Here is a 25,993-nt window from a genome sequence, read left to right on the forward strand (position 1 = left end):
GCACATGATGAAGGCAACCAAACTGGCCATTATTACCCTTTTTGTCCTGATGGCCGTAAGCGGCATCGGCGGCGTAATGCTGGCAGGGTACTCGTTTATTGTTCGCGGCGGTGTCGGCTGAGGTACAGCGCCAGCCGCTCAAAAGCGCGATCGACGACGATTGCTGCCAGCGCGACCAGCACCGCTCCCTGCACAATATAAGCCGTATTAAACCCGCTTAAGCCGATAATGATCGGCGTTCCCAGCGTATTAGCACCGACCGTCGACGCAATGGTCGCCGTCCCGATGTTAATGATGACCGACGTGCGGATCCCGGCAATGATAACCGGTGCCGCAAGCGGCAGTTCAACCTTACGCAGCCGCTGGCCGCGACTCATCCCCACCCCTTCCGCCACGCTCAGCACGGACGCAGGTACCGCCGCGATGCCCGCCAGCGTGCCCTGCAGAACCGGTAATACGCCGTATAATATCAGCGCAATGATCGCAGGCTGTTGGCCAAAGCCCATCACCGGAACCGCTATCGCCAGCACCGCTACGGGCGGAAACGTCTGTCCGATGGCCGCAATCGTCTCCACCAGCGGACGAAACTCCCGGCCCGCCGGCCGCGTGACCGCGATGCCCGCCCCCACGCCCAGCACAACCGCGATGGCGCTTGAGAGCGCCACCAGCCAGAGATGCGCCAGGGCGAGATTAATGAAGCTCTCCTGCTGATACACCGGCCGCGGCAGTCCGGGAAAGAGGCTGTTAAACAGCGCCGCGCTGTGGGGCATCAGAAACAGCAAAGCGACAAAGAGCGCTACCAGCCAGAGGAGCGGATCACGCAGTGCCTTCACGCGTCACCTCCCCGGCCAGCAGATCGCGAAAATGTAAGGTTCCGCACGGCGCGCCCCGGGCATCCGCAACGGGCAATACCTCGCACTGGCGCGCGACAAACGCGGAGAGCGCATCCCGCAGGCTCATCTGCGCCTGCAGCGGTTCGCCGCTCACCGGCACCGCCTCCCGGCGTATATAGTCGCTGACCGTTCGCAGGGAGAGCAGCCTGACGCCCAATTCGCTGCGGCCAAAAAACTCGCGCACAAAGTCGTTCTTCGGCCAGGTTAATAGCTCAAGCGGCGAGCCCTGCTGCACCACTTCGCCATGATCCATCAGCACCAGATGGTCAGCCAGGCGCAGGGCTTCATCAATATCGTGCGTCACGAGTACGATCGTGCGTCCGAGAATGCGGTGAATACGGGTCATCTCCGCCTGCAGCGCCCCGCGCGTAACCGGATCCAGCGCGCCAAAGGGTTCGTCCATCAGCAACACCTGCGGGTTGGCCGCCAGCGCGCGCGCCACGCCCACGCGCTGCTGCTGCCCGCCGGAAAGCTGGTGCGGATAGCGATCGCGCAGCGCGGGCTCTAACCCCAGCAGAGACATCAGCTCATCAACACGATCGGCGATTTTCGCCCGCGACCATTTTTCCAGCTGCAGCACGGTGGCGATGTTCTGCGCCACCGTCCAGTGCGGAAACAGGCCGATAGACTGTATGGCATAGCCCATCCGACGGCGCAGCTCCAGCACCGGCAGGCTGCGGATCTCTTCCCCGGCAAAGCGAATCAGCCCGCTGTCATGCTCAACCAGCCGGTTGATCATCTTCAGCGTGGTGGACTTGCCCGACCCCGAGGTGCCTATCAGCACGGAAAACGCTCCCTCGGCAAAGTTCAGGTTCAGGTGGCTCGCCGCCGGGCGACCGGCAAAGGTTTTACTGACATCATGAAATTCAATCATTGGCTCTTCTCCCGAGCAGCGCGAGCCATAAGGCAAACAGTGCGTCGACGACCACCGCCAGCGCAATCGTGGGCACCACGCCCAATAACACCAGATCCAGAGCACTGCTCAACAGCCCCTGGAACACCAGCGCGCCAAAGCCACCCGCGCCAATCAGCGCCGCAATCACCGCCATGCCAACGGTCTGGACCGCCACCACCCGCAGGCTACGCAGCAGCAGGGGCAGCGCCAGCGGGAGCTGAATTTTCCAGAAACACTGCCGCGCGCTCATTCCCATCGCATGGGCGCTTTCCAGCACGTCAGGTGCGACCTGGCCTAAACCTGCGACCACGCCGCGCACCAGCGGCAGCAGGGCATACAGCACCAGCGCGATAAGGGCGGGCGTTAGCCCCGTCCCGGCAACACCGAGCGTTCCGAGCACCGGGAATGACTTCACCAGCCCGGCCAGCGGCGCAATCAGCAGGCCAAACAGCGCAACGGAAGGAATGGTCTGGATAACGTTGAGCACGGCAAAAACCCCGCCCTGGCGTGAAGGATGGCGATAGCACCACATGCCAAGGGGGATCCCAACCAGCAGCGCCGGAACGAGCGTACCGAAGAGGATCGTCAGGTGCTGCGCGAGGGCATCATCAAACACCTCCTGACGGTTGGCGTACTCTTTTAACAGCGAGAGGTTGTTCAATTCCCCGCTGAACAGCAGGAGTAAAGGAATACACCATATCTGCGCATTGAGCACCCAGCGCCAGACGGCACTGGCGATGAGTCGACGAATGGCATCGCTGCAGGCCAGCAGACACAGCGCCAGCCACAGCCACAGGCCGCTGCCGATAGTGGTTCTCGCCAGCGGACTTTCCGCCGAGGCCATATGCGTCGCCGCCAGCCCGGCGCTCCAGAACAGGAGGATAAACAGCCCTTCAGAGAGGAACAGCGTCAGCCACTGCGCCGGGCGTCCCTGCCAGAGCGACAGGATCACCCACGCGCCCAGCGACGCCACAAGCCACCCCGGCGTAAACGACCAGACCTGCCAGAGCGCTTTGCCCTCCCCCGACATCAGGCGGTTTGGGGCAACGTTGACAAACGGTAACGCGACCGCTGCGATGGCCACACAGGCCAGCAGCAGCAGGACGCGGTTATGACATTTTATTGGCACAGCCTTTTCCCGTTACTTCACAAGCCCTTGTTGCTTCAGGAAGTCGGCGGCCACTTTTTTGGCATCCAGTCCCTCGACGGCAATGCTGGCATTCAGCTGCTGCAGCGTTTTTTCATCCAGCTTTTCGAAAACCGGTTTGAGCCATTCTGCAATGTCCGGGTACGCTTTTAGCACCGCCTCGCGCACCACGGGGGTCGGCGCGTAAATCGGCTGTACGCCTTTTGGATCGGTCAGGGTTTGCAGGCCAAGCGCCGCCACCGGGCCGTCTGTGCCGTAGGCCATTGCCGCGTTAACGCCGGAGGTTTGCTGTGCCGCCGCTTTGATGGTCACCGCGGTATCCCCGCCCGCCAGCGAGAGCAGCTGAGCCTGGTCGAGCTTGAAGTCGTACGCTTTTTCGAACGCCGGGAGCGCATCAGGACGCTCGATAAACTCCGCGGACGCCGCCAGCTTAAAGTCGCCCTTCTCTTTCAGGTAGCGGCTGAGATCCGCCAGGGTGGTCAGCTTCCCTTTCTCCGCCACGTCCTTGCGCACGGCGATAGTCCAGGTATTGTTGGCCGGCGCCGGGGTCAGCCAGACCAGTTTGTTCTGTTCCGCGTCGAGTTTTTTGACTTTCTCATACCCGGCTTTGGCGTTTTTCCAGGCCGGATCGTTTTCATCTTTGAAGAAGAATGCGCCGTTGCCGGTGTATTCCGGGTAGATATCCAGCTCGCCGGAGGTAATTGCGCCGCGCACAACAGGCGTGGTGCCGAGCTGGACTTTATTGACCGTTTTCACGCCGTGACTTTCCAGCACCTGCAAAATAATATTGCCGAGCAGCGCGCCTTCGGTATCGATCTTTGAGCCCACCTTTACCGGCTCCGCCGCCTGTAACGGCAGGCTCAGCGCCGCCAGTAACACCGCAGATCCCAACATCCCCTTTGCAATCGTCATTCCGCTATCCTCATTTTTTTGCTGCCTTTTTCAGAGGCTTGAGAGAAAAGCGTAGCTTAAAACGGCGGAATTAACCGTCAAAATGCCTTTTTAGCATAAGGTAAGACGCCTCCCCCGCAGGACGGGGGGAGGCAAAGGAGGGAAAGGTTACAGCAGCTCGAACTCGCCTTTATTCACGCGGGCGGAGTCCACGCCGATAAAGACGTTAAATTTGCCCGGTTCCGCATCATATTTCATCTGCTGGTTCCAGAACTTCAGCGCATCCACGTCGATCGGGAAGCTGATGGTTTTGGTTTCCCCCGGCTTCAGGTTGACCTTCTCAAAACCGCGCAGCTGTTTCACCGGACGGCTCATCGACGCGGTGACATCCTGAACGTACATCTGAATCACCGTTGCCCCCTCGCGCTTGCCGGTGTTGGTTACCTCAACGCTGGCGGTGACGTTGCCGTCACGCTTCAGGCTCGGCGACGACATTTTGACGTCAGAAACCTTGAAGGTGGTGTAGCTCAGGCCGTAACCAAACGGATACAGCGGGCCGTTAGCTTCGTCGAAGTAACGAGACGTGTATTTGTTCGGCTTGTCGGCGTTGTACGGGCGACCGGTATTCAGGTGGCTGTAGTAGACCGGGATCTGCCCGACGGAGCGCGGGAAGGACATCGGCAGCTTGCCTGACGGGTTGTAATCGCCAAACAGCACGTCGGCGATGGCGTTACCGCCTTCGGTACCGGCGAACCAGGTTTCCAGGATGGCGTCAGCCTGCTGGTCTTCTTTCACCACCGCCAGCGGACGACCGTTCATCAGCACCAGCACCAGCGGCTTGCCGGTGGCTTTCAGGGCGGCGATCAGATCGCGCTGGCTCTGTGGAATGGTGATATCGGTCCGGCTGGAGGCCTCGTGCGCCATACCCTGCGCTTCCCCCATGACCGCGACAACGACGTCAGACTGCTTCGCGGCGTTCACCGCCTCGTCAATCATCTCCTTCGGCGTGCGCGGATCGACCTTGACCGCTTCCTCATACTGGTTGAGGAAGGTCACGATGTCTTTATCGTTGGTGACGTTCGCCCCTTTGGCGTAAACCACTTTGGCGTTTTCACCGACGGCACTCTTGATACCGGTCAGCACGGTCACGGACTGGTCAGCCACGCCCGCGGCAGACCAGCTGCCCATCACGTCGCGCTTGCTGTCGGCCAGCGGCCCCACCACGGCAATGGTGCCGGATTTTTTCAGTGGCAGCGTGTCGAGGCGGTTTTTCAGCAGCACCAGGCTTTCGCGCGCCACGTCACGCGCTTCTTTGCGGTGCAGGCGGCTTTCAGCATTGGTATCTGCCGGGTCAGACTCTTTCGGACCCAGGTGGCTGTACGGATCGTTAAACAGCCCCATGTCGTATTTCACGTTCAGCACGTGACGGGTAGCATCGTCCAGCTCCGCCATCGTCACCTTGCCGCTCTTCACCAGCCCCGGCAGGTATTTGCTGTAATACTCGTCGCTCATGCTCATGTTGATGCCGGACTTGAGCGCGACGCGCACCGCGTCTTCCGGGTCGGAGGCGGTACCGTGTTTGATCAGCTCTTTAATCGCGCCGTGGTCGGAAACGGTGATGCCCTTAAAGCCCCACTGGTCGCGCAGCACGTCTTTCAGCAGCCAGGAATCAGAGGTCGCAGGCGTGCCGTTCAGCGAGTTCAGCGCCACCATCACCGCGCCGCTGCCCGCATCCAGACCGGCCTTGTACGGCGGCATATAGTCGTTGAACAGGCGCTGCGGGCTCATGTCGACGGTGTTGTACTCTTTACCGCCCTCCACCGCGCCGTAGGCCGCAAAGTGCTTGACGCTGGTCATCACCGAGTAGCGGTCCGCCGGGCTTTTGCCCTGCATCGCTTCCACCATGGTTTTACCCATCGTGGAGGTTAAATACGTATCTTCACCAAAGCCTTCCGAGCCGCGGCCCCAGCGCGGATCGCGCGAGACGTCCACCATAGGCGCCCAGGTCATGTTCAGGCCGTCGTCCGCCGCTTCATAAGCCGACACGCGCCCGACGGTTTTCACCGCGTCGAGGTTAAAGGAGGAGGCTAAGCCGAGGCTGATGGGGAAGACGGTACGCTGGCCGTGCACCACGTCATAGGCAAAAAACAGCGGAATTTTCAGGCGGCTGAGATCCATCACCTGGTCCTGCATCTTGCGGATATCCTGGCGGGTGACGGTATTAAAGATGGCCCCTACCTGCCCGTCTTTGATCATCTCGCGGATGGCCTCTTTCGGGTTATCCGGGCCGACGCTGATCAGACGCAGCTGGCCGATTTTCTCATCGACCGTCATTTTCTTGAGCAATTCCGTGACAAACGCATCCCGCGCTTCAGGCGTGAGCGGGTGATTGCCAAACAAATCCTCTGCCAGCGCAGGTTGCAGCGCCAGGCTGACGGCGACACCTACAGAACATAGCCATTTCATGTCGTTTTACTCTCTCATCAATAACCGCCGGACGATCTCGGCCATACCGTGCGAAAAGCGCAGTGTGCCACAAACCCTCCGATCGTTGCAGGGTTATTCTCTGATTTTTCTCGTGAATACTCGACCGCTTAACAGTTAATCGCGCTATGCTTTACAGCGAGAAATTTGCCCCACCACAAGGAGTGGAAGATGTCTTCTGTTCGAACTGACGATAACAAAACATTTATTAACGAACTGTCGCGCCTGGTTGGCTCCTCTCACCTGCTTACCGACCCGGCTAAAACCGCCCGCTACCGCAAGGGCTTCCGCTCCGGTCAGGGCGAGGCGCTGGCGGTGGTTTTCCCCGGCACGCTGCTGGAACTGTGGCGCGTGCTGAGCGCCTGCGTCGCCGCCGACAAGATTATTTTAATGCAGGCGGCCAACACCGGCCTGACCGAAGGCTCTACGCCGAACGGCAATGATTACGATCGTGACATCGTGATTATCAGCACCCTGCGCCTCGACAAGCTGCGCCTGCTGGATAAAGGCGAGCAGGTGCTCGCGTTCCCCGGCACGACGCTCTACTCCCTCGAGAAAGCGCTTAAGCCGCTGGGCCGCGAACCACACTCGGTGATCGGTTCCTCCTGCATTGGCGCCTCGGTGGTCGGCGGGATCTGCAATAACTCCGGCGGCTCGCTGGTGCAGCGCGGCCCAGCCTACACCGAGATGTCGCTGTTTGCCCGTATTGACGAAAACGGCAAGCTGACGCTGGTGAACCATCTGGGAATCGATCTCGGTGTGACGCCGGAGCAGATCCTCAGCAAGCTCGACGACGATCGCGTGAAGGACGAAGACGTTCAGCACGACGGTCGCCATGCGCACGACCATGACTACGTGACCCGGGTGCGGGATATCAACGCTGACACTCCTGCGCGCTATAACGCCGACCCGGATCGCCTGTTTGAATCCTCCGGCTGCGCGGGCAAGCTGGCCGTTTTTGCGGTGCGTCTCGACACGTTCCCGGCAGAGAAAAAGCAGCAGGTATTTTACATCGGCACCAACCAGCCTGAGGTTCTGACGGAGATCCGTCGTCATATTCTGGGCGAATTCACTCATCTGCCGGTGGCGGGCGAGTACATGCACCGGGACATTTACGACATCGCCGAGCGCTACGGAAAAGACACGTTCCTGATGATCGACAAGCTCGGCACCGACAAAATGCCGTTCTTCTTCACCATGAAGGGCCGTACCGACGCGATGCTGGAGAAAGTGTCGCTGTTCAAACCCCACTTCACCGACCGCTTTATGCAGAAGCTGGGCAACGTTTTCCCGGCGCATTTACCGGAGAGAATGAAAACCTGGCGCGACAAGTACGAACATCACCTGCTGCTGAAAATGGCCGGAGACGGGATCGCCGAAGCGCAGGCCTGGCTGACCGAGTTCTTCAAAACCGCCGAAGGGGATTTCTTTGCCTGTACGCCTGAAGAGGGCAGCAAAGCGTTCCTGCACCGCTTTGCCGCCGCTGGTGCCGCCATCCGATATCAGGCGGTGCATTCCGAAGAGGTGGAAGACATTCTGGCGCTGGATATCGCCCTGCGGCGTAACGACACCGAGTGGTTCGAGCACCTGCCGCCGGAAATCGACAGCAAGCTGGTGCATAAGCTCTATTACGGCCACTTTATGTGCTATGTCTTCCATCAGGATTACATCGTCAAAAAAGGGGTCGATGCACACGAACTGAAGGAGCAGATGCTCGCCCTTTTGCGTGAACGTGGCGCACAATATCCTGCGGAACACAACGTCGGACATCTTTATAAAGCCCCGGACGCACTTAAGCAGTTTTATCGCGAGAATGACCCTACAAACAGCATGAACCCCGGCATCGGTAAAACAACGCGGAAGAAATACTGGAAAGAGAGCGAAGACGCGGAGCAGCGCATAACGCAAGCGTCTGATTAATTCCTACAGCCAAATTTGAGAGATTGTTAAGCGCTCCTTAATCGTAATAGAGTAACTGCTCATCGCCGGAGAAACGTTTCTCCGGCATTCGATAACGAGGAGCAGGCACATCATGTCGGCTATTGATGTTTTATCCGAGACCGAGCTGGAAGTGCGCGATGCCCTTCCCGATGATGTGCATGCCATTGCCGCGATCTATGCCTGGCATGTACTTCACGGGCGCGCGTCATTTGAAGAAGTCCCCCCGACCATTGACGAAATGCGCCAACGGATGAAAAGCGTGACTGAGAACGGTTTACCGTGGCTTATCGCGCTGTACCGCGGCATTGTGGTGGGCTACTGCTATGCCACCCCTTACCGACCGCGACACGCCTACCGCTATACCCTGGAAGAGTCGATTTACGTGGATGCCAGCATCACCGGGCGCGGTTTTGGCACGGCACTGATGGATGCGCTGATTGAACGCTGCGAGCAAGGGCCGTGGCGGCAGATGATTGCCGTAGTGGGAGATGGCAATAACAACGCCGGTTCGTTACGCCTGCATAAAAAACATGGTTTCGTGATTGTCGGTCAGTTGCGCAGCGTAGGCTATAAGAAAGGAGACTGGCGGGATACGGTGATTATGCAGCGCCCGCTCAACGACGGTGACTGGACGCTGCCGGAATAAACGCAGTGCGGTCTGGTGCCCTCACCCCGGCCCTCTCCCACAGGGAGAGGGAGAAAACATAAAAAACGGTAACATGCGTTACCGTTTTGCTTTTACCTAATCGTTCTGCGCCGTCGCCATCTGCTCGGCTTTCTGCTTTTTATACGTCAATGCCGCGGCCGGGACAGGCTGAACTTTTCCTGTTTCAATCCAGGTACGCAGGCGGCTCGCATCCGCGAAGTGCGTGTATTTGCCGAAGGCATCCATCACCACCAGCGCCACCGGCTTACCGTTAAACACGGTGCGCATCACCAGACAGTGTCCAGCCGCGTTGGTAAAGCCGGTTTTGGTTAGCTGAATATTCCAGTTATCCCGGTAAACCAGATGGTTAGTATTGCGGAACGGCAGCGTATAGGCTGGGTTCGCAAAGGTCGCCATCTCTTCACGGGTGGTACTGAGCTGACCAATCAGCGGGTACTGTTTGCTGGCAATCAGCAGTTTCGTCAGATCGCGCGCCGTGGAGACGTTGTTGATCGACAGACCCGTCGGTTCCACATAGTGCGTATTGTTCATCCCCAGTGCTTTGGCTTTGGCGTTCATCGCGCGGATAAAGGCGTCGTAGCCGCCCGGATAGTGGTGCGCCAGGCTCGCCGCCGCGCGGTTTTCAGACGACATCAGCGCCAGCAGCAGCATATTCTTACGGCTGATCTCACTGTTCAGGCGCACGCGGGAGTAGATCCCCTTCATCTCCGGCGTGTGGCTGATATCCACCTTCAGTTTTTCGTCCAGCGGCAGATGGGCATCAAGCACCACCATCGCGGTCATTAATTTGGTAATTGAGGCGATCGGTCGCACCAGATCCGGATGGCTGGCGTAAATCACCTTATTGGTGTTGAGATCGACAATCATCGCGCTGCCGGAAGCAATTTGCGGCTGAGCGGCGGTAGCAGTCACCGCGGGCGTTTTGGCGACGGCCGGCACGGCAGCGGACGCACCCAGCAACAGCGCCAGGCTAAGTAAAGAGACTCGGAATTTCAGCATGGTGAGACTTCTGATAATTATTCACGCACGTCATAACGTACACCGCCTGGGTCGACGGATAAACTCAGGCTGGCTTCGGCATCATAGCCGTCAGCGGGCGTTGTCGCCAGAGGATAATCGTGAACAGATGCTGCATTGCTGGCATTTACGCCAGCAATGCAGTGCGTTTAGAAGAGACGGTATCCATAACCCCAAAGAATCACCGTCAGCGCCAGTAGCGCCTCCAGCACCAGCACCCCGATGGCAAGCGTTGAACTGGAGAAGCTCAGGCCCTCTTCTTTATTGATATTCAGGAAGGTTGGAACCCCCAGATACAGCAGATAACCGGTGTAAAAGAGGGCAATAGTACCGATCAGCGCGCACAGCCAGACCAGTGGATAGAGCGCAACAATACCGCTTAAGAACAGCGGAGTCGCGACATACCCGGCAAAGACCATACAGTGCGCCAGCGATGGACGTTGCGGATAGTTACGCGCCATCCAGTGAATGACACGCCCCATGACCGCCACACCCGCCAGCATCAGGCCATAAAAGACGATGGCCAGATAGAGTCCGGTAAACCAGGAAAGCTGAACCACGGTGCCGTCACCGAAGTTCCAGCCGATTTGTGTCGTTCCGATAAAAGCGCATATTACCGGCACCGCAGCCATCAGCAGCACGTGGTGCGTGTAATGATGCGAGACCGTTTCGTTCTCACTTTTAATGACATGCATTTCACGATCGGGATGGGAGAAAAGTCCCCAGACATGGTTCATAGCGCCCCCTTGTTGTCGGCCCGTCAGCGATACCTTAAGTATAATGCAGGCTTTAGATTATTTTATGTACAGTGGGAAATTTCCGTTGATTTCCCCGCTGTTGATTCATGGGGTATATGATTAAACGAGGCACGCAGAGGGAGATAACAGTTACGTAATGGATATTAACGCACTCATTGAGCAATATGGATATGCCGCGCTGGTGATCGGTAGCGTGGCAGAAGGTGAAACCATCACGCTGTTAGGGGGCGTCGCCGCGCATCAGGGGTTACTGAAATTCCCGCTGGTCGTCGCCGCGGTCGCGCTGGGCGGGATGATAGGCGATCAGCTGCTCTACTTTCTGGGGCTGCGCTTTGGGCCAACGCTGCTTAAGCGTTTCGCAAAGCATCAGAAGAAAATCCGCCGCGCTCAGCGGCTCATTCAACGTCATCCCTATCTGTTCGTCATTGGCACCCGCTTTATGTATGGCTTTCGCATTATCGGGCCGATACTGATTGGCGCCAGCCATCTGCCGCCCAAAATTTTTCTGCCGCTCAATATTGTGGGCGCGATTGCCTGGGCGCTGATCTTTACGACGCTCGGTTATGTAGGGGGCGAAGTGATTGCGCCCTGGCTGCATAATCTCGACCAGCACCTGAAGCACTGGGCGTGGTTGATTCTGGTGGTCGTGGCGGTGATTGCGGTTCGACTGTGGCTGAAGCATCGGGAAAAGACGCGGAATGAGGAGTAGCCTGGTTCAGCCTGATGCCCTCACCCACAGGGCTGAGGCTTCCCCAGTAATTTTTTTACCTGAAGCGATGAACACTGCTTCAGGTAAATTAATGGTTTACAGCGACGCCCTGGTCCGGCTGTAAATCGCCGAAGCGTTTCCGTAAGGCCGGGGCGAGGCGCAGGGATGCGCCGAGAGGGCGTGGCCTGCAGGGATGCAGGCTCATGCCCGACCCGATAGCCTGAAGGAATAAGCTGAGGGTACCGCGAAGCGGCGATTTACCGCCGGGAGCCCGGGTCGCCAGGGCGGCGGCGATTGAGCCGCCCTGGCACGTTCACAGGTCATGCTGCTACAGAGTAGCAAAGAACATGAAGTGAACGGAATGACCACTACAGCCGTATGTTCCCCCTCACCCCAGCCCTCTCCCTCAAGGGTGAGGGCGAAAGGAAACTACCCCTCCGGCTTAAACTGCGGGTTCGCCAGCATAAAGCCCCCGTCGACGATAAACGATTGCCCTGTTGTATAGCTGGCGTCGCTGTCACACAGCCACGCCACCAGGCTGGCAATCTCTTTCGTGTGGCCCGGTCTTGCCAGCGGGATTTCCGGCATTGAGCCTTCCTTCACTTCGCTGTCGTCCATGTCATTCATTGGCGTGGCAATGGCACCCGGCGCGACGGCGTTCACCAGAATGTTGTGCTTCACCAGCTCCATCGCCATGGATTTGGTTAACCCGCCGAGCGCGTGTTTCGCCGCCGTGTAGGCGCTGGCCTCCGGCAGGGGCGTGTGTTCATGTACCGAGGTGATGTTCACAATCCGCCCCCCTTCCCCCTGCTTCACCATCTGCCTTGCGGCTATCTGTGAACAAAGAAACGCCCCGTCCACGTCGACGGTGAAAATGTTCCGCCAGTCGTCGAACGGCATCTCGAGGAACGGCGCTTTGGTCATCGCCCCTGCATTATTGACCAGCACGTCCAGCCGGCCAAAACGCGCAATCAGCGTTTCAATGGCCTCAGCGCCTTCCGGCAGCGTGCTTAAATCAAGATGGATAGCCTCCGCACGCTGTCCCTGCGCTTCGACTTCGCGGCAGGTTTCCAGCGCCCCTTTCTCATCCGAGTGCCAGGTGACGCCAATATCAAACCCGCGCTCAGCCAGCATCAGGGCCGTGGTTTTCCCAATCCCGGAATCCGATGCGGTAACAATCGCTACTCTGGTCATACTCACCTCCTGAAAAACTGCAAAGAGGTAAGTATAGATAATGGCCTTTTTTAGCCATGATGATAGCCGCCGCCCAGCGCCGAGGTCAGCTGCAGGGTAGCGTCGACATATTGCCCCTTCAGCAGCACGCCTTCGAGGTGCTCTTTGAGGGCCGGTATTCTGGCTTCACTGACCCGGGAGCCCGCAATAATCCCCGCGCTGAAACGCGCCTGAGCCAGCGCCACGACCCGTGCCGCATCTTTTTCAACCTGCTGCTGATGGCTGTTCTTCGCCATTAGCGTTTCGACTTCGCTGGCCGTGCGTGCCACCTGATTGACGGCCTCCACTACCGCTTTGTTGTAGTTGGCAACCGAGAGATTGTTCTGCGCCTGGGCGATATCCAGGCTGGCGTTCAGCCTGCCGCTGTCAAAAATTGGCAGCGTCAACCCGGCGGTCACGCCCATCTGCTGCGCGGATGAACGGAACAGATCGCTCAGGTGGAGGGCATCCTGCTGTAAGAACGCCATCAGGTTCACGTCAGGATAGAACGCTGCTCTGGCGGCTTCCACCTCGCTCATGGAGGCGTCGATATACCAGTGCGCCTCCTGAAGATCCGGGCGGCGTGCCAGCAGTTCATAGCCGAGCGTCGACGGTAACGAGGCTTCCACCGTCGGCAAGGCGTGCCGCGTCAGCTTCACGGAGGGGGCGTTGGTCAGCGCGACCAGGCGCGCCACTATGGCTTTCATCTTCCCGTTGACCCCGGCCAGCTGCTCTTCGGTTTTGCTGGCGTTGATGTCCGTTTCGACGCCCTCCACGGAGGAGGTGATGCCGTGTTGATACAGCTCGCGGTCGGCGCCGATAATATTGTCCTGCTCATGTTTGATCTGCGCGAGGACCTCCCCCACGGCGGCCTGCGTTTGCCATTCCCAGTAAAGCCGCGCTACGCTGCTGGCCAGCAGCTGACGGGTCTGCTCCAGCTCCGCTTTTTGCGCATTCACTTTGCCTATCCGGGCTTCGACCTGCGCGCGATTTTTTCCCCAGAGATCGAGATCCCAGCCAGCAGTCAGGCCAAAGGTGCCGTTGGTGTACCACGGCCCGGTTGTCCCTGCCGCCGGGTCGGTAATGGCAAAGGGCCCCATCAACCCTTCGGCGGACATTTTCTGGCGTTCAGCATCCGCTGAAAAATCGATCTGCGGACCGTCGGCAGCCATAACCGCTTTGGCCTGGGCTTCAGCGAGCGTAATGCGCTGACGGGCAATCTGCATATCCGGCGCATCGCTTAATGCTTTCGCAATCAGCGAATTAAGTTCGGGATCGTTATATGCTTTCCACCACTCATTTTTCGGCCAGTCCTGATGAGCCAGAACCGTCTTTACCGACGCCGCCGTGGTTTGCGTTTTAATGGGAGATACCGTGGCATGTTCAGGCGCGCAGGCAGCCAGAATAAATGCAAAGGGAACACTCAGAGATAAAATAAAAGAACGTTTCATTACGCCATATACTCAAAAAATAAAGGCGCAAATTACGCTTGATTCTGTTTGTTTTTTTAGTAATGCGTGGCAAAGCGTAAATTGTCATAGATTTAAATATACGGAAAAGTATTCACCGAAATTATTATTTAAATTTAATTATGCAAATAAAAAATAATCAACCCGACAGCGTGAACGTCCCCTGTCAGGTTGATCGCGTTATTAAACTTTCAGCGACGCGCCTTTCGTCGCAATAACCTCTTTATACCAGTAGAAGCTTTTCTTGCGGCTGCGCGCCAGCGTACCTTTTCCGCTGTCATCGCGATCGACGTAAATAAAGCCGTAGCGCTTAGAGAGTTCAGCTTTTGATGCGCTCACCAGGTCGATTGGGCCCCAGCTGGTATAGCCCATCACCTCAACGCCGTCTTCGATCGCTTCACGCACCTGCACCAGATGGTCGTTAAGGTAGCTGATGCGGTAGTCATCCTGCACCGTGCCGTCCGCGTCCGGTTTATCCTTTGCTCCCAGACCATTTTCCACGATAAACAGCGGCTTCTGATAGCGATCCCAGAGCACGTTTAGCAGGGTACGCAGGCCGATGGGGTCAATCTGCCAGCCCCATTCGGAACTGGCCAGATGCGGGTTTGGCACCATGCTCAGGATGTTGCCGCGCGCCTGCTGATTGAGGGCGTCGTCCGCGGTGACACAGCCCGTCATGTAGTAGCTGAAGGAGATAAAATCGACGGTCGATTTCAGCGCCTCGCGGTCGGCGTCCGTGACCTCAAGCTGAATACCGTTGTCGCGGAAGAAGCGCTGCATATACCCCGGGTAGGCACCGCGACACTGTACGTCACCAAAGAATTGCCAGGCGCGGTTTTCCTGCAGTGTTTCCAGAACATCTTCCGGCTTGCAGGTCAGCGGATACATCAGACCGCCCAGCAGCATATTGCCAATTCTGCCATCAGGAACGATCTCATGGCAGGCCTTCACCGCCAGCGCGCTGGCCACCAGCTGATGATGGATCGCCTGATACACTTCGCCTTTGCTGCTGGTTTCCGGCAGGCCCACGCCGGTCATCGGCGCGTGCAGAGACATATTGATCTCGTTGAAGGTCAGCCAGAGCTTGACCTTTTCTTTGTAGCGCGCAAACACGGTACGGGCGTAGCGCTCGAAGAACCCAATAGTCTGGCGGCTGCCCCATCCGCCGTACTGCTTCACCAGCCCCCACGGCATTTCGTAATGCGACAGCGTCACCAGCGGGGTAATGTTGTGCGCAGCCAGCTCGTCAAACAGCCGGTCGTAAAACGCCAGCCCCGCCTCGTTCGGCTGCTGCTCGTCGCCGTTCGGAAAAATGCGGGTCCAGGCAATAGAGACGCGCAGGCAGCTAAAGCCCATCTCCGCGAACAGTTTGATGTCTTCCGGATAGCGATGATAGAAGTCGATGGCAACATCCTTGATGCCGCTGTCGCCCGCCACGCGCTCAACCACCGGGCCGAAGACCCCCTGCGGCTGAACGTCAGAGGTGGACAGCCCTTTCCCCTCCTCCAGATACGCGCCCTCTACCTGATTCGCGGCAACCGCGCCGCCCCATAAAAAATCGTCCGGGAAAGTTATCATCACGTTCTCCTGTTATTGATGGCTTACGCTGAGTAACGGCGCACCAGCATTGACGGACGTTGCCGCCACGGTCACCACGTCGCGATACTCATCGCTGTTACTGATAATAATCGGGGTCGCCAGGTCGTATCCGGCATCGATAATCGCCTGTCGGTCAAACTCCAGCAGCAGATCGCCGGGCTGCACCGTGTCACCGACCTTCACATGGGCGGTAAACGGCTTGCCGTCGAGCTTCACGGTGTCGATACCCACATGGATCAACACTTCGATTCCACTGTTACTGAGCAGGCCGATGGCGTGTTTGGTCTGGAACAGCGAGGCCACCACGCCAGCAAACGGGGCAACCACTTTGTTATCGGAGGGAATAATCGCGGCGCCGCTGCCCAGCAGACCGCTGGCAAAGGTGGTATCCGGCACCTGGTCGAGCGCAAGAACGGTACCGGTCATCGGTGATAGCACATCGTTTTCGCCCGCGGTGACCACCCCTTCTGGCGCGGTGTTTCCTGGCATACCGGCGACCAGCGTCAGGCCGCAGCTCAGCACCAGCGCCACCACCGTACCGATAATGCCGCCCCACAGCGTGGCGTCCACGCCGCCCGGCGGGATCATCTGGGCGACAGTAAAGATATTGGCGAAGCCGAAAGAGTAAACGTGGGTGTCACTAAAACCGACAATCGCTCCGCCGATAGCGCCTGCCACGCAGCCAAAAATAAACGGACGACGCAGCGGCAGGTTTACGCCATACACTGCGGGTTCGGTGATACCGAAAAACCCTGCCGTCACGGATGAACCGGCCAGCATTTTCTGACGCGCATCGCGGGTACGCAGGAAAATGCCCAGCGCCGCCCCCACCTGGCCGAACACCGCAGGCAAGAGCATGGGCAGCATGGAGTCATGCCCCAGCACCGCCAGGTTGTTGATCATCAGCGGCACCAGTCCCCAGTGCAGGCCAAAAATGACGCAGACCTGCCACAGCGCGCCCATCGCTGCGCCCGCCAGCCACGGTGCCAGAACGTAAATACTCTGATAGCCGTTCGCCAGCATCTGGCTCAGCCAGGTCGCCAGCGGCCCGATAACGAGGAAAGTCAGCGGCACGGTCACGGCAAGACAGATCAGCGGCGCGAAGAAGTTTTTCATCGAGGAAGGCAGCAGCCTGGTGCTCTGCTTTTCCAGCCAGCAGCTCACCCACGCGGCGAGAATAATCGGGATCACCGACGAGCTGTAGTTGAACCAGGTGACGGGAATGCCCAAAAAGGCTTCCGACACCGCGCCCGGCTGCTGGCTGGCGTTGAACGCCGCAATCATCACTGGATGGGTGAGCGCCCCGCCGATCACCATGGTAATGAATGGGTTGCCGCCGAACTTTTTCCCGGCGGTATAGCCCAGCACCAGCGGGAAGAAGAAGAACAGCGCGTCGCTGGCAGCAAACCAGATTTTATACGTGCCGCTCTCGGTCGTGAGCCAGCCGCACACCACGGCCAGCGCCAGCAGCCCCTTCAGAATACCGGACGCGGCCAGAATGCCGATAAACGGGGTAAAGATGCCGGAGACGATATCAATCAGACGGCCCAACAGGTTACCCTTTTCACCCTTCTCTTCCACGACAGGGGCGTCATCGGTAAGACCTGCTTCATTGCGGACAGCCTGCCAGACGTCGTGAACGTGGTTGCCAATCACCACCTGAAACTGGCCGCCGCTTTCGACCACCATGATCACGCCCGGATTTTTCTTGAGCCCTTCCGCATCCGCCCGTTGATTGTCTTTCAGTTTGAAGCGAAGCCGGGTCGCGCAGTGCACAAGACTGACGATGTTCTCTTTTCCGCCAACGTGGCCGAGAATATCCTTCGCTAAAGCCTGGTATTCCATCTCGATTTCCTTACATCCGATGCCCGCAGGCACCTGTTGACTGAGTACAAAAAATAAAAAAACCCGAGAACGGCCTTCTGACGAAGGCCGCGCTCAGGTTTTGCCTGCGTAGTGCAGTAACAATCCTGTTTGAGGCTTAACGCCCCTCTTTTCTCACCCGCTCGATATGAATGGCGAGAAACATAATTTCTTCGGTTGTTAGCTCACGCTGATAGCTTTTGTTCAGGTGCTGTGCGATTTTCTCGGCGCATTTCCACGCCTTCGCGTAGTTGTCTTTGACTGCCGTATGCAGCGAGACATCGTCATCTTCCACCACGGTGCGGGTGAGCATCCGCTGGGCAAAAAATTTCAGGTGGGTGACAAAACGCTGATAGCTGAGCGACTCTTCGTCATACTCAAGCTGCAGCTGATACTTCACCAGCTGCAGGATCTCCTGCATCACCCGCGTCACGTGCATCACCTCCGGCATTTCGCTGTTCAACTGCGCGGTGACCAGATGCAGGGCGATAAAACCGGCCTCATCCTCCTCCAGTTCGACGTTCAGGCGTCTGGCGATAATGGCCCGCGCCTCCTGCCCTAACTCGAACTCCTTCGGATACAACCGTTTAATATCCCACAGCAGCACGTTTTTGATGGCCAACCCGCTCTTCTGCCGCTCAATCGCAAAGTAGCAGTGATCGGTAAGGGTGATATACAAGCTCTCCTGCAGCTTGCCCAGCCGCTGCGCCGCCAGCCCGATGATGCGGTCGCAGGTGGTCATCACCTCCAGCGGAATTTGACTCAGCAGTTCTCCAAGCCGACGCACCAGTTCATCGCTTTGTAACGCAAACACCTTTTCAACCAACGCGGTATCCAGCGCTTCACCGACGCGCTTCTGAAAGGCCAGCCCACGGCCCATCACCACCTGTTCGCGCCCGCGCTCATCCTGAACAACCACCACGTTATTATTGAGTATCTTGGCGATTTTCATCTGAACCCCAGAAACAAAAAAACCTGACCTCCGGCAGATGCCAGAAAATCAGGTTTTGCCTGCCTAAGCAGTAACAATCCAGTTCTGGCACTCTAACAGTTTCATTCGTAGCCTCAATGCGTCACGCGTCAGAAACGTGACGCGGATCGAACTTGCTACGGTGATATCAGAAGGTCACCACCGTTTTCAGCTCGGTGACCCAGGCATCCTGGGTGCGGCTGACCCCGCCGGGATGGTGCCAGTACTGCATGCCCGGCTGCAGTTCAAGCCATGACACCGGACGAAAACGGTAGTAAAACTCGCCGTTCAGGGAATGGCCCGGCACCGGGTGATATGCCGGATTGTCATAATCGCTTACGCCGCTCAGGCTGTTCAGGTAACGCTGGTTGCGGGCGTACTGGCTGCTCATATCAATCCAGGTTAAGCCAAAGCCAATCCAGTCTTCCGGTCGCGCATCAAACAGCCCGCGGTAGCGCAGCGAGGCGGCGTAAACCTGGTGCATGTAGTTACTGCTCTGATCCGCAAGGCTCATGCTGAACGAGGTACTCAACCCGCGATTCGGATCATCCTGATGCTGCGTTAGCTGCTGGTTCAGTCCGGCGTACATAAACCAGGTCCGGCTGTGCGTATCGAATCCGTCCGGGTCCGTCGCCCCCGCCCCACCCGATTTGCCGCGATAGAGATCGGTTTGCGGCGCGTTGGTAAACACCACACCCAGGTTGTATGCGCCCGGCAGGCCGTTAATCAGCGGACGCGCTTCGATTTCAACCGGCAGTAAGATCCCTTTGCTGCCCTTCGTCGACCAACTCCAGGCATGGCTGCGGCTGGCGGCCTGCGGATTCTGCTCCATCACGCCGCCCTTCAGGGTTAGCGTCGGCGTGAGTTTATACGCAAGCGTGGTGCCCCAGGTGTGCACGTTCCAGTTGTTCCAGGTCAGCGAGTTGGCTGACTTACCGCCGCACTGGGACAGCAGCTGGAAATCACAGGGGATAATTTGATCGAAGGTTTGTACCTTGTTCATCATCCCGATGCGCCAGGTCAGACGCCGGTCGTCAAAGCTGCGGGCAAAGGTCAGCCAGCCCAGACGGGTAATCGACTGCCCGCCCCAGCTCTCCTGGGTCAGATCGTTGAAGTTGACACGCGGGTCCTGCACGCGTTTGGTGGTGAGGTCATCATTGTGGTTACGGTTGACGATGTTCCCCTCGATACGCGCGTCCGGGATACCGGTCCAGCGCTCCAGATCCTGGTTGAAGGTCAGCGCGAACTGGTCAATATAGGCCACGTGGGAGTCGTGGTTATATCCACCACCGCCGTTCCAGCCAATTTCATTCAGGTATCCGAGGTTATAGGTAAAACCGTTATCGTTAAGGATTTTACGTATGCCGAGCATTTCGCCGAGAACAGGCTCCGGCGGAGCTTCAAACCCTAATACCGTACCGTTCCAGTCTTGCGCCATCGACAGCGGGGATATCGCCAATAAGGCGAGCGCATAGAGTTTATTTTTATATGCCATAATAACAACCTGTGATTGAATATTGAGTGCGTAACCGGCCGCAGGAAATTTTTCTATTTCCTGTCGATATTTCTTTTTTTAAAAATCAGTAAAAAGCGCTAAGCCAAATGTCTCTCCTGCGTAAATGACAGGCAAAAAAAAACCTAAGCACTCCACAGCGAAAATGCTGTGAAACGCTTAGGTTTTGCCTGTTAACCAGTAACAATCCTGCGTTGAAAACAGTGGCACCTTAACACCGTCGCGCCACGTTGAAAACCGGAACTGTTTTCTGTTTTAAAAAAGTGTGAGCAATTTAACGCTTATTATTTGGACTGAATCACCCGCGCAATATCAGCCGACGTCTGTAAAGTACGAATCTCCTGAAATAACCCCAGCGCTTCATCGTACTCTTTGCGTAAATAACTCAGCCACTGCTTAATTCGCGCGACGTGATACAAACCGGTGTCGCCCTGCTTTTCCAGACGGCTGTATTTTTGCAGCAGCGTGACGACGTCTGCCCACGGCATCCGCGGTTCGTTATATTTCACCACCCGGCTGAGGTTAGGCACGTTCAGCGCGCCGCGGCCGATCATTACCGCATCGCAGCCGGTGGCCTGCAGACAGGCCTGCGCGCTCTCGTAGTCCCAGATTTCGCCGTTAGCGATCACCGGAATGGTGAGGCGTTTGCGGATCTCACCGATCGCCTGCCAGTTAATGCGATCGGCTTTGTAGCCATCTTCTTTGGTACGGCCATGCACCACCAGCTCGGTGGCGCCGGCCTGCTGCACCGCATCGGCGATTTCAAACTGCCGCGCATCGCTGTCCCACCCCAGGCGAACCTTAACCGTCACCGGCAAATGCGCGGGTACCGCCTCGCGCATAGCTTTCGCGCCGCGGTAAATCAGTTCAGGATCTTTCAGCAACGTCGCTCCGCCGCCGCTGCCGTTCACCAGCTTAGACGGACAGCCGCAGTTGAGATCTACCCCGTAAGAGCCCAGCTCAACCGCGCGGGCTGCGTTTTCCGCCAGCCATTCCGGATACTGGCCGAGCAGTTGAATACGCACCAGCGTGCCGGAAGAGGTCCGGCTCTGGTTGTGCAGCTCGGGGCAAAGCCGGAAGAAGGATTTTACCGGCAACAGCATATCGACCACGCGCAGGAACTCCGTCACGCAGAGATCGTAGTCGTTCACCTCGGTCAGAAGCTCGCGCACGAGGGAGTCGAGCACGCCTTCCATTGGGGCCAGTAAAACACGCATAGCAGTACCTGTGAAAAAAGACGCGCTATAGTAGCCGCTCTCTATATCGCTGGGAAGCGCTTCTGTTCAGGCAGAAAGTTACCCGGCGTTGCCCCAACAATGGCGCGAAACGCCGCCGCAAATGCCGCCGGGCCGGAAAAGCCCAGCATCCAGGCCACCTGCTTAACCGGGTATCCGTTGGCGAGCAGATCCAGCGAGGCACAAATCCTGGCACGCTGTCGCCAGGCCCGGAAGCTAAAGCCGGTATCGTTGATAAACGCGCGTGAAAACGTGCGTTCAGACATCGCGGCCCGTTCCGCCAGCCTTTCCAGAGAAAGATCCCAGAGATTGTTGGCAATGATGTCACAGGCAATGCGATGTAAGCGCTCATCCACGGGCATCGGTAATTCGGCCGAGATTTGCTGAGCTTCACTGAGGATATCGAGCAGCAAAACGGCCATGCTGCGCTGACTGGCTGGCCGGTATTCCGCGCTGAACAGCCCGGCAATCAGCTCTTTGAACAACGCTGTGGCCATAATCACGTGAACCTCGTCTTTCCGCTTAAAAGGCTCGCATTGCGCTATCAGCGCCGGGCTAAACCAGACCGCGCGCAGCTCCGTTGTGGATAACACGCTGTAGGTATGCTCCTGAAAGGGAGGGATCCACAGCGCGCGCTGTGGCGGTATGACCCAGCGTTTGCTGCCGGTTTCGACCAGCATGACCCCTTGGATGGCAAACAAAAGTTGTCCCTGCGAATGCTGGTGAGGCGGATCGACTTCGCCGCGCGTATAACGAATTGCCCCTCTTGACCATCCGATAGCATCGTCGTGAATTGGCGTTTTATCGATAACGGTTGGCATTTCACATTTCCCCCTTCCTCTTATGATGCTGCTTGTACACGTAACCAGAGAGAGACGCAATGCACATCCATTTTATTATTCATGAACATTTCGAGGCACCTGGCGCCTATGAAATCTGGGGGAAAAGTCGCGGCTGCAGTCTGAGCTACACCAGAGTGTATCAGGGCGATTCGTTACCTGAGGAACTGGAGAACATAGACCTGCTTATCATCATGGGAGGCCCGCAGTCCCCCGCCACCACGCGTGAGGAATGCCCCTGGTTTGATGCGCAGGCGGAAAAGGCACTCATCAGCCGCGCGATAGAGGCAGGTAAAACGGTGATAGGCGTTTGTCTGGGCTCGCAGCTTATCGGTGAAGCGCTGGGCGCAGCGTTTTGCCACAGCCCGGAAAAAGAGATCGGCAAATTTCCCGTCAGGCTCACAGATGCAGGCAAGGCGAACCCGCTGTTTAAGGACTTTGGCAGCGTGCTGAACGTCGGTCACTGGCATAACGATATGCCTGGGTTGACGCCGCAGGCTAAGGTTCTGGCGTACAGCGAGGGCTGTCCCCGCCAGATCGTGCAATACAGCGAACGGGTTTACGGTTTCCAGTGCCATATGGAGCTGACGCCGGAGGTGGTAGAGTTGCTGATTGAGCATTCGCAGAGTGACCTCCGCCGCGCGGGTGAATTCCGTTTTGTCGAAACGGCGGAAAAACTCCGCTCGCATGATTATCGCGAAATGAACCAGGTGCTGTTTTCTTTTCTCGATAAACTGACCGCCTGTCGCTGATACCTTCTCTGGCACGCCGTTTCGCCAGCGCAATCCCTTTCCTCTAAACTGTAGCCTGCACCGGTAAGGTGATACCGGACGTTCCATTCCGGAATGTCTGGTATGCTCAAAATTCATGATGTGATCCATGGCACATTTTTAGGTTTAATTGTATGATGAATGCGTTTCAGCAAGGACTATCACCATGAGCAAATCATTGAACATTATCTGGCAATATCTGCGCGCATTCGCCCTGATTTACGCCTGCCTGTATGCCGGGATTTTCATCGCGTCGCTGCTGCCCATCACCATCCCCGGCAGCATTATCGGCATGCTGATCCTCTTCGTGTTGCTGGCGCTGCAAATCCTGCCCGCAAAGTGGGTCAACCCCGGCTGCTTCGTCCTCATTCGCTATATGGCGCTGCTTTTCGTGCCTATCGGCGTGGGCGTCATGCAGTATTTTGATTTGCTCAAAGCCCAGTTCGGCCCGATTGTGGTCTCCTGCGCGGTCAGTACGCTGGTGGTTTTCCTGGTGGTGAGCTGGAGTTCACATCTGGTGCATGGCGAACGTAACGTGATTGGGGAGAAAACAAAAAAATGATGGACAATATCTGGTGGTCTCTGCCGCTCACCCTGGCAGTGTTCTTCGCCGCACGTAAGCTTGCCGCGCGTTTCAAAATGCCCTTGCTGAATCCCCTGCTGGTGGCGATGGTGGTGATTATTCCATTCCTGCTGCTCACCGGCATTCCTTACGAACGCTACTTTGCTGGCAGCAAAATCTTAAACGACCTGCTGCAACCCGCCGTCGTGGCGCTCGCCTTTCCTTTATACGAGCAGTTGCACCAGATCCGCGCCCGCTGGAAATCCATCATTACCATCTGTTTTGTGGGTAGCCTGGTGGCGATGATCACCGGTACGTCGGTGGCGCTGTTGATGGGAGCCTCGCCGCAAATTGCCGCCTCTATTCTGCCTAAATCGGTGACCACACCTATCGCGATGGCGGTTGGGGGCAGTCTCGGCGGTATTCCGGCCATCAGCGCGATGTGCGTCATTTTCGTCGGTATTCTCGGCGCGGTGTTTGGCCACACCCTACTGAACGCGATGCGTATTCATACTAAGGCGGCTCGGGGGCTGTCGATGGGCACCGCCTCGCACGCGCTGGGCACTGCCCGCTGCGCGGAGCTGGATTATCAGGAAGGGGCATTTAGCTCCCTGGCGCTGGTGATCTGCGGGATTATCACCTCCCTGCTGGCCCCGTTCATTTTCCCGCTTATTCTGGTGGTGATGGGCTAAAATTTGCGATGCGTCGCGCAAATTTCATTTTGATTTCATAAGTTGCATACATAATGAGAAGTGGATCACATATAAAGCCCTGACGGCTCCGTAAACTACCGATCCATTAACCTTTATGAGGCAAACGCCATGCACCCACGTTTTCAAGCTGCTTTCGCCCAGCTTGCAGAGAATTTGCAGTCAGCCCTTGCTCCCGTTCTGGCAGATGCGCACTTCCCCGCCCTGCTGACCGCGGAGCAGGTCACGATGCTGAAACAGGCAACGGGACTGGACGAAGACGCGCTGGCTTTCGCACTGCTTCCTCTGGCTGCCGCCTGCGCGCGGGCCGATCTCTCCCACTTCAACGTCGGGGCCATTGCGCGCGGCGTCAGCGGCACCTGGTACTTCGGCGGCAACATGGAGTTCCTGGGCGCAACCATGCAGCAAACCGTGCACGCCGAGCAGAGCGCAATCAGTCACGCCTGGCTGCGCGGTGAAAAAGCGCTGAGCGCGATTACCGTTAATTACACTCCGTGCGGCCACTGCCGTCAGTTTATGAACGAGCTGAACAGCGGGCTGCAGCTGCGCATCAATCTGCCAGGCCGCGCGCCGCACACGCTGGCGGATTACTTGCCTGACGCGTTTGGCCCGAAAGATCTGGAGATCAAAACCCTGCTGATGGACGAGCAGAACCACGGTTTCGCCCTGTCCGGCGATGACCTGAGCCAGGCGGCGATTGCCGCCGCCAACAAGAGCCACACGCCGTACAGCAAGTCCCCAAGCGGCGTGGCGCTGCAGTGCCGCGATGGCCGAATCTTCACTGGCAGCTATGCGGAAAACGCCGCGTTTAACCCAACGCTGCCGCCGCTGCAGGGCGCACTCAACCTGCTGAGCCTGAACGGCTATGATTATCCTGACATTCAGCGCGCCATTCTGGCTGAAATTGCCGATGCGCCGCTGATTCAGTGGGATGCCACTGCCGCAACGCTTAAAGCGCTGGGCTGTACGACGATTGACCGCGTACTGCTGGCGTAATCCTTCCGGCGGGCAGAAATGCCCGCCTGTTTGCTGAAAAACCCCTCAGTTGAGTCGCTGTTTCTTGCGCTAACCAGGCGGGTAAAGTAGCCTGAGTTAAATTTCACCTTCGGTACGAGCCATCTGCATGTTAAAGCGCGTTTTTTACAGCCTGTCTGTCCTGGTCGGCATACTGCTGTTGATCGTGCTCGGTCTCGACCGCTGGATGAGCTGGAAAACCGCCCCCTACATCTTTGATGACCTGCAGGACCTGCCCTATCGTCAGGTTGGCGTGGTGCTCGGCACCGCCAAGTATTACCGCACCGGCGTCATCAACCAGTATTACCGTTACCGCATCCAGGGCGCGCTGAATGCCTACAACAGCGGCAAGGTGAACTATCTGCTGCTGAGCGGCGATAACGCGCTGCAAAGCTACAATGAACCGGTGACGATGCGTAAGGACCTGATTGCCGCAGGCGTGGATCCAGCCGATATCGTGCTCGACTACGCCGGGTTCCGCACCCTGGACTCCATCGTGCGCACGCGCAAGGTCTTCGACACCAACGACTTCATCATCATCACCCAGCGCTTCCACTGCGAGCGTGCGCTGTTTATTGCCCTGCATATGGGTATTCAGGCGCAGTGCTATGCGGTGCCGTCGCCAAAAGATATGCTGAGCGTGCGCGTGCGCGAGTTCGGCGCCCGCTTTGGTGCCCTGGCCGATCTGTATATCTTTAAGCGCGAACCACGCTTTTTAGGCCCGCTGGTGCCGATTCCGGCGATGCACGAAGTGCCGGAAGACGCGCAAGGTTACCCGGCCGTCACGCCTGAGCAACTGCTCGATATGCAGAAAAAAGAGAAATAGCGGGACCGC

Annotated in this window: 23 protein-coding genes and 1 pseudogene; 9 read left to right on the plus strand and 15 right to left on the minus strand. The window is 57.6% G+C overall.

Going from position 1 to position 25,993, the window contains the following annotated elements; all coding sequences use genetic code 11:
* Positions 1–7: 7 nt before the first annotated feature.
* Positions 8–121, plus strand: a complete 114-nt coding sequence (locus V1572_RS17875; protein WP_008500895.1) for a protein YohO — start codon at positions 8–10, stop codon at positions 119–121.
* Here V1572_RS17875 and V1572_RS17880 read toward each other — a convergent pair.
* The 5 genes from V1572_RS17880 to bglX all read right to left on the minus strand — a co-directional run bounded on the left by V1572_RS17880 (position 96) and on the right by bglX (position 6,292).
* A complete protein-coding gene (locus V1572_RS17880) occupies positions 96–833 on the minus strand; it encodes an ABC transporter permease (RefSeq protein WP_048028250.1) in 738 nt (245 codons plus the stop codon). The two genes, V1572_RS17875 and V1572_RS17880, sit on opposite strands and share 26 nt — an antisense overlap.
* Positions 817–1,767 carry an ABC transporter ATP-binding protein gene (locus V1572_RS17885; RefSeq protein WP_395299438.1) on the minus strand — a complete coding sequence of 317 codons (951 nt, stop codon included), beginning with the start codon at positions 1,765–1,767 and terminating at the stop codon, positions 817–819. The genes V1572_RS17880 and V1572_RS17885 overlap by 17 nt, the downstream gene beginning before the upstream one ends.
* On the minus strand, positions 1,760–2,917 hold the full coding sequence (locus V1572_RS17890; RefSeq protein WP_048028246.1) for an ABC transporter permease: 1,158 nt from the start codon (positions 2,915–2,917) through the stop codon (positions 1,760–1,762). Before V1572_RS17890 ends, V1572_RS17885 begins: the two co-directional genes overlap by 8 nt.
* Before the next feature lie 12 nt (positions 2,918–2,929).
* Positions 2,930–3,847, minus strand: coding sequence for an ABC transporter substrate-binding protein (locus V1572_RS17895; protein ID WP_021241490.1), 918 nt, complete (start codon positions 3,845–3,847; stop codon positions 2,930–2,932).
* A gap of 147 nt (positions 3,848–3,994) precedes the next feature.
* Positions 3,995–6,292, minus strand: coding sequence for a beta-glucosidase BglX (gene bglX / locus V1572_RS17900; RefSeq protein ID WP_395299439.1), 2,298 nt, complete (start codon positions 6,290–6,292; stop codon positions 3,995–3,997).
* Between the two features lie 189 nt (positions 6,293–6,481).
* On the opposite strand from bglX, the gene dld reads away from it, so the two are divergent.
* Both dld and V1572_RS17910 read left to right on the plus strand, forming a co-directional pair.
* On the plus strand, positions 6,482–8,230 hold the full coding sequence (gene dld / locus V1572_RS17905; RefSeq protein ID WP_395299440.1) for a D-lactate dehydrogenase: 1,749 nt from the start codon (positions 6,482–6,484) through the stop codon (positions 8,228–8,230).
* A 112-nt stretch (positions 8,231–8,342) separates the two neighbouring features.
* A complete protein-coding gene (locus V1572_RS17910) occupies positions 8,343–8,897 on the plus strand; it encodes a GNAT family N-acetyltransferase (RefSeq protein WP_045908666.1) in 555 nt (184 codons plus the stop codon).
* Between the two features lie 96 nt (positions 8,898–8,993).
* Here V1572_RS17910 and pbpG read toward each other — a convergent pair whose 3' ends face one another.
* Positions 8,994–9,917: a D-alanyl-D-alanine endopeptidase gene (pbpG, locus tag V1572_RS17915; RefSeq protein WP_045908667.1), complete on the minus strand. Its 924-nt coding sequence runs from the start codon at positions 9,915–9,917 to the stop codon at positions 8,994–8,996.
* 167 nt (positions 9,918–10,084) lie between these two features.
* Positions 10,085–10,672: a Yip1 family protein gene (locus tag V1572_RS17920; RefSeq protein ID WP_023312454.1), complete on the minus strand. Its 588-nt coding sequence runs from the start codon at positions 10,670–10,672 to the stop codon at positions 10,085–10,087.
* A gap of 157 nt (positions 10,673–10,829) precedes the next feature.
* Between V1572_RS17920 and V1572_RS17925 the strand changes: the two genes are divergently transcribed.
* Entirely contained in the window at positions 10,830–11,402 is a 573-nt protein-coding gene (locus tag V1572_RS17925; protein ID WP_395299441.1) for a DedA family protein, read from the plus strand.
* A gap of 429 nt (positions 11,403–11,831) precedes the next feature.
* Here the strand turns inward: V1572_RS17925 and V1572_RS17930 are convergent, their stop codons facing one another.
* The 8 genes and pseudogenes from V1572_RS17930 to V1572_RS17965 form a co-directional block, all read right to left on the minus strand.
* Positions 11,832–12,596: an SDR family oxidoreductase gene (locus V1572_RS17930; RefSeq protein WP_023615867.1), complete on the minus strand. Its 765-nt coding sequence runs from the start codon at positions 12,594–12,596 to the stop codon at positions 11,832–11,834.
* Positions 12,597–12,646: 50 nt separating this feature from the next.
* A complete protein-coding gene (mdtQ, locus tag V1572_RS17935; protein WP_395299442.1) occupies positions 12,647–14,065 on the minus strand; it encodes a multidrug resistance outer membrane protein MdtQ in 1,419 nt (472 codons plus the stop codon).
* Positions 14,066–14,266: 201 nt separating this feature from the next.
* Complete coding sequence (locus tag V1572_RS17940; protein ID WP_252076908.1) at positions 14,267–15,661, minus strand: glycoside hydrolase family 1 protein; 1,395 nt, start codon at positions 15,659–15,661, stop codon at positions 14,267–14,269.
* 12 nt (positions 15,662–15,673) lie between these two features.
* Positions 15,674–17,634: pseudogene (bglF, locus tag V1572_RS17945) on the minus strand (PTS beta-glucoside transporter subunit IIABC); the annotation flags it as partial.
* Positions 17,635–17,663: 29 nt separating this feature from the next.
* A complete protein-coding gene (licT, locus tag V1572_RS17950) occupies positions 17,664–18,497 on the minus strand; it encodes a BglG family transcription antiterminator LicT (RefSeq protein ID WP_252076907.1) in 834 nt (277 codons plus the stop codon).
* Between the two features lie 166 nt (positions 18,498–18,663).
* Positions 18,664–19,953 carry a carbohydrate porin gene (locus tag V1572_RS17955; RefSeq protein WP_229226264.1) on the minus strand — a complete coding sequence of 430 codons (1,290 nt, stop codon included), beginning with the start codon at positions 19,951–19,953 and terminating at the stop codon, positions 18,664–18,666.
* 359 nt (positions 19,954–20,312) lie between these two features.
* Positions 20,313–21,245: a tRNA dihydrouridine(16) synthase DusC gene (gene dusC, locus V1572_RS17960; protein WP_048028228.1), complete on the minus strand. Its 933-nt coding sequence runs from the start codon at positions 21,243–21,245 to the stop codon at positions 20,313–20,315.
* A 41-nt stretch (positions 21,246–21,286) separates the two neighbouring features.
* On the minus strand, positions 21,287–22,084 hold the full coding sequence (locus tag V1572_RS17965; RefSeq protein ID WP_395299443.1) for a helix-turn-helix domain-containing protein: 798 nt from the start codon (positions 22,082–22,084) through the stop codon (positions 21,287–21,289).
* A gap of 59 nt (positions 22,085–22,143) precedes the next feature.
* Here V1572_RS17965 and V1572_RS17970 point away from each other — a divergent pair, with 59 nt between their 5' ends.
* From V1572_RS17970 to sanA, 5 genes are all read left to right on the plus strand, one after another.
* Entirely contained in the window at positions 22,144–22,854 is a 711-nt protein-coding gene (locus V1572_RS17970; RefSeq protein ID WP_348957495.1) for a type 1 glutamine amidotransferase, read from the plus strand.
* 184 nt (positions 22,855–23,038) lie between these two features.
* Positions 23,039–23,434 carry a CidA/LrgA family protein gene (locus tag V1572_RS17975; RefSeq protein ID WP_045908676.1) on the plus strand — a complete coding sequence of 132 codons (396 nt, stop codon included), beginning with the start codon at positions 23,039–23,041 and terminating at the stop codon, positions 23,432–23,434.
* The gene (locus tag V1572_RS17980) at positions 23,431–24,126 is read left to right on the plus strand and encodes a CidB/LrgB family autolysis modulator (RefSeq protein ID WP_032675200.1); all 696 of its coding nucleotides are present in this window, start codon (positions 23,431–23,433) and stop codon (positions 24,124–24,126) included. Before V1572_RS17975 ends, V1572_RS17980 begins: the two co-directional genes overlap by 4 nt.
* A 129-nt stretch (positions 24,127–24,255) precedes the next feature.
* The gene (gene cdd, locus V1572_RS17985) at positions 24,256–25,140 is read left to right on the plus strand and encodes a cytidine deaminase (RefSeq protein WP_046091540.1); all 885 of its coding nucleotides are present in this window, start codon (positions 24,256–24,258) and stop codon (positions 25,138–25,140) included.
* Between the two features lie 127 nt (positions 25,141–25,267).
* Positions 25,268–25,984: an outer membrane permeability protein SanA gene (gene sanA / locus V1572_RS17990; RefSeq protein ID WP_008500918.1), complete on the plus strand. Its 717-nt coding sequence runs from the start codon at positions 25,268–25,270 to the stop codon at positions 25,982–25,984.
* The last annotated feature ends 9 nt before the right edge of the window (positions 25,985–25,993 follow it).

Origin of the sequence: Enterobacter quasiroggenkampii (assembly GCF_043972695.1) — a bacterium.
GTDB lineage: Bacteria > Pseudomonadota > Gammaproteobacteria > Enterobacterales > Enterobacteriaceae > Enterobacter > Enterobacter quasiroggenkampii.